3 protein-coding genes are annotated in these 3,155 nt (G+C 69.9%); all 3 read left to right on the forward strand.

What is annotated here, in order from left to right; translation table 11 throughout:
* The first annotated feature begins 487 nt into the window (after positions 1-487).
* Positions 488-844: a plastocyanin/azurin family copper-binding protein gene (locus VM840_00330; GenBank protein ID HVL80020.1), complete on the forward strand. Its 357-nt coding sequence runs from the start codon at positions 488-490 to the stop codon at positions 842-844.
* Positions 845-866: 22 nt separating this feature from the next.
* On the forward strand, positions 867-2,285 hold the full coding sequence (locus tag VM840_00335) for a PQQ-binding-like beta-propeller repeat protein (protein ID HVL80021.1): 1,419 nt from the start codon (positions 867-869) through the stop codon (positions 2,283-2,285).
* Positions 2,286-2,503: 218 nt separating this feature from the next.
* Positions 2,504-3,155, forward strand: a 652-nt coding sequence (locus VM840_00340) for a plastocyanin/azurin family copper-binding protein (protein HVL80022.1), incomplete at its 3' end; no start/stop codon positions are given.

Genomic DNA, 3,155 nt, shown 5'->3' on the forward strand with positions numbered 1-3,155 from the left:
GGCTGGGTGCGTCCCGACGATCTGGGGCTGGTACTGCGAACCGCTCCAGATCATCTTCGGCCTGGTGCAATGGGTTGGCCCGCTCGTCTACGGTGCCCTGGGTTGGGTGACCAGGGTCATCGAGTGGGCCACGAACCCCTACTAGCGCTCTGACCTCTCTTCGAGCTCACCCCTGGCGCACTCACGGGTCGGAGGAGCGCGACCCGACAGCCGGACGCGGCTGAGCCGCCCTGGAGTGGCCTGCTCAACGTCGTCACCGCCTCACGCACGGCCCCGTCCGGCCCTGAGGCGCGCCCCGGACCCCTCCCCGAAGGTTAGGAAGGGATCCTTTCGAAGAGGGCGAACCTCTGCGCGCTGAGGTCCCTGGGGCGGGTGGCGAGTGTCGGCTCATGTCCGGTCCGCTGCCCGGCCCCCTGGCTGGCCTCGCGACGCCCGCTGAGCCGCGGGTGCGTCCAGGAGTGGTCCGACATCGATCCAGGAGGAACGGATGCGCAAGGTGAAGGTAGGGGCGGCGGCAGCCGCGGCCGCGCTGATGGCCACGGTGGGAGGTCCTCAGGCGGGGGCGGCCACGGGGACGCCCATCGTCGCCGGGCCCGGGGCGGCCGTGGCCGGATTCGCCACGAAGGAGGCGGTCGCGGTCTCGGGAGGGAAGGTGGTCTTCGTCAACCTCGACCCGCTCCAGCCGCACAACGTCGTGATCATCGGCGGTCCGGCTCTGCCCGTGACGAACGTGGGGGAGACCGATGAGAAGAAGATCACCTTCACGGCTCCCGCGCCCGGGACGTACGAGTTCTACTGCACCCCCCACCCCCAGTCGATGCGCGGCACGCTGACCGTCGTCTAGCCCGGACCGTCGAGGAGGACCTATGAGGATCACTATGAGGTTGCTGCTGGCGGTCCTGATGACCGCCGCCAGCTTGCAGGTGGCGGGTCCGGCCGCGGCCGTCGAGGGCTGCGCGGGTCCGGCGTCCGGCGGTGACTGGTTCACCCGTGGCGGCGACCTCTCCGGTCGCCGGTTCCAGCCCGCGGAGACAACGATCGGCGTGAAGGAGGCGGCCACCCTTGAGCCGGCCTGGACCTTCCCGATCGGCGGCGTGTCCGCCACCCCCGTGGTCGCGGACGGATGCGTCTACTTCGTGGCCGGCGGCAACGTCGTGAAGCTGAACGCCGACAGCGGTGAGCTGCTGTGGAACGTCCCCGCCCAGGCGGGGGCCTCCGTCACCTACGACGCCGGGCGCGTTTTCGCCAACGTGAACATCCCGGGCGGGGTCGGCATGGTCGCGATCGACGCCGATTCCGGTGACATCGCCTGGTCGACCCCGGTCGACGACCAGTACCACGTGACGGTCACTGGGAGCCCCGTGGCCTGGAACGGGATGGTCATAACCGGGTTCGCGGCGGGCCTGCAGGAGCTCGAGAGCGGTCCGCAGCGCACGATCATGCGCGGCGGATACGCGATCCTGGACCAGCAGACCGGTGCCGTCATCCACAAGGCTCACACGATCCCAGACGACGACTTCGCGCACGGGTACGCGGGGGGCGGGCTGTGGTCCACGCCCGCGGTCGACCCCGAGACCGGCCACGCCTACTTCGGGACGGGGAACCCGTACAGCGCCCGGGAGCACCCGCACACGAACGCGATCATCAAGATCGACGTCGACCGGCAGCGTTCGACGTTCGGGAAGATCGTGGGGTCCTACAAGGGCATCCCCGACCTGTACCTGGCCAACGTCACCTACAAGCCGGCCTGTGAGCAGACCCACCTGATGCCGCACTGCGAGCCGCTCGACATCGACTTCGGCGGGTCCGCGAACCTGTGGAAGGACAGCCGTGGCCGGACGATCGTGGGCGACCTGCAGAAGGCCGGCGTCTACCACGCGGTCAACACCGCGGACATGAACGGAGTCTGGATGGCCACGATCTCCTACCCGGCCATGTTCGGCAACTCCGGAACGGCCGCGGTGGACGACAAGGGTGTGTACGCGACCGTGTCCTACGGCGCGATGTGGGGCCTGGACAGCCAGAACGGCGCGGTCAAGTGGGCTACGCCGGGCGGCAACGGCTGGGCCAGCGTCAACAGCGTCGCCAACGGCGTCGTATACGAGGCGGACACCGGGGTCTTCCGCGCGGTGGACCGCGAGACGGGGATCCCCGTCCTGACCCGTCCTCTGGCCCAGGACACGGGCCGCCCGTCGACCACCGGCTTGGACGCCGGGGTCGCGATCGCGCGCAACACGATCTACGTGAACGCGAGCGATGCGCTGATCGCGTACCGCCCGGCCTGAGCGAGCCTTGAGAGCGAGCGTCCGACGGTGGGCGCTCGCTCTCGACGGGCTCGGCCTGGGAACCGGGTGATCCGGACGATCCGGGCGGGCTCGTCAGCCAACTTTCCGATGTGCCAGAAATATCGAACGGCAACGAGAACCGGACCGCCGCACCACGGCCTCCCCTGTGGGGAGGGCCCCGAGGGCAGCGGGACCGGCCCCGAGAACGAGGAGAGACCTTGATCGGATCGCACGTGTCCTGGAGGACGAGCGCGCGCCGCGCCGCTACGGGCGCCCTGGCGTTCGCCATGTCCGTCGCGCTGGTGTCCGTGGCCGCCCCGAGCGCGGCCGAGGCCGAAGCTGTCGTGGAGGTCAGCAAGCTGGGGTTCTCTCCAGCGAACCTCTCGATCCGGACCGGGACCGTCGTGATCTGGAAGAACACGAACGCCGGCCACTACCCGGCCGTCGGGGGCACCCACACGCTCGTCGCCGATGACGGCTCGTTCCGCTCGCCCCCCATCGGACCGGGCGCGAGCTGGACCTTCCGGTTCCTCAACCCCGGGAGGATCGCGTACCGCGACGAAGGGACCCCCTCCCACACCGCGACGATCGCCGTCACGGGCGACCCTGTCCGCCCCCCGGCCGCCGATAAGGAGGTGGCCATCGTCGAGCCCTCCGCGACCGACTACCAGACCTGGGGTTACGACCCCGTCGACGTCGTTATCGAGACGGGCGCGACCGTGACCTGGCGCAACAACGGTGCGCAGGGGCACACCGTCACCGCGGATGACGGGTCCTTCGACTCGGGGGACATGCCCGGCGGAGCCGTCTACAAGAAGACCTTCGAGGCTCCCGGCGCGTTCACGTACTTCTGCAAGCCCCACCCGTGGA

The organism is Actinomycetota bacterium (genome assembly GCA_035540895.1).
GTDB lineage: Bacteria > Actinomycetota > JAICYB01 > JAICYB01 > JAICYB01 > DATLFR01.

Coding starts and splice junctions, on each gene's coding strand:
- VM840_00330 (HVL80020.1), top strand. CDS start 488: ATGCGCAAGGTGAAGGTAGGGGCGGCGGCAGCCGCGGCCGCGCTGATG.
- VM840_00335 (HVL80021.1), top strand. CDS start 867: ATGAGGATCACTATGAGGTTGCTGCTGGCGGTCCTGATGACCGCCGCC.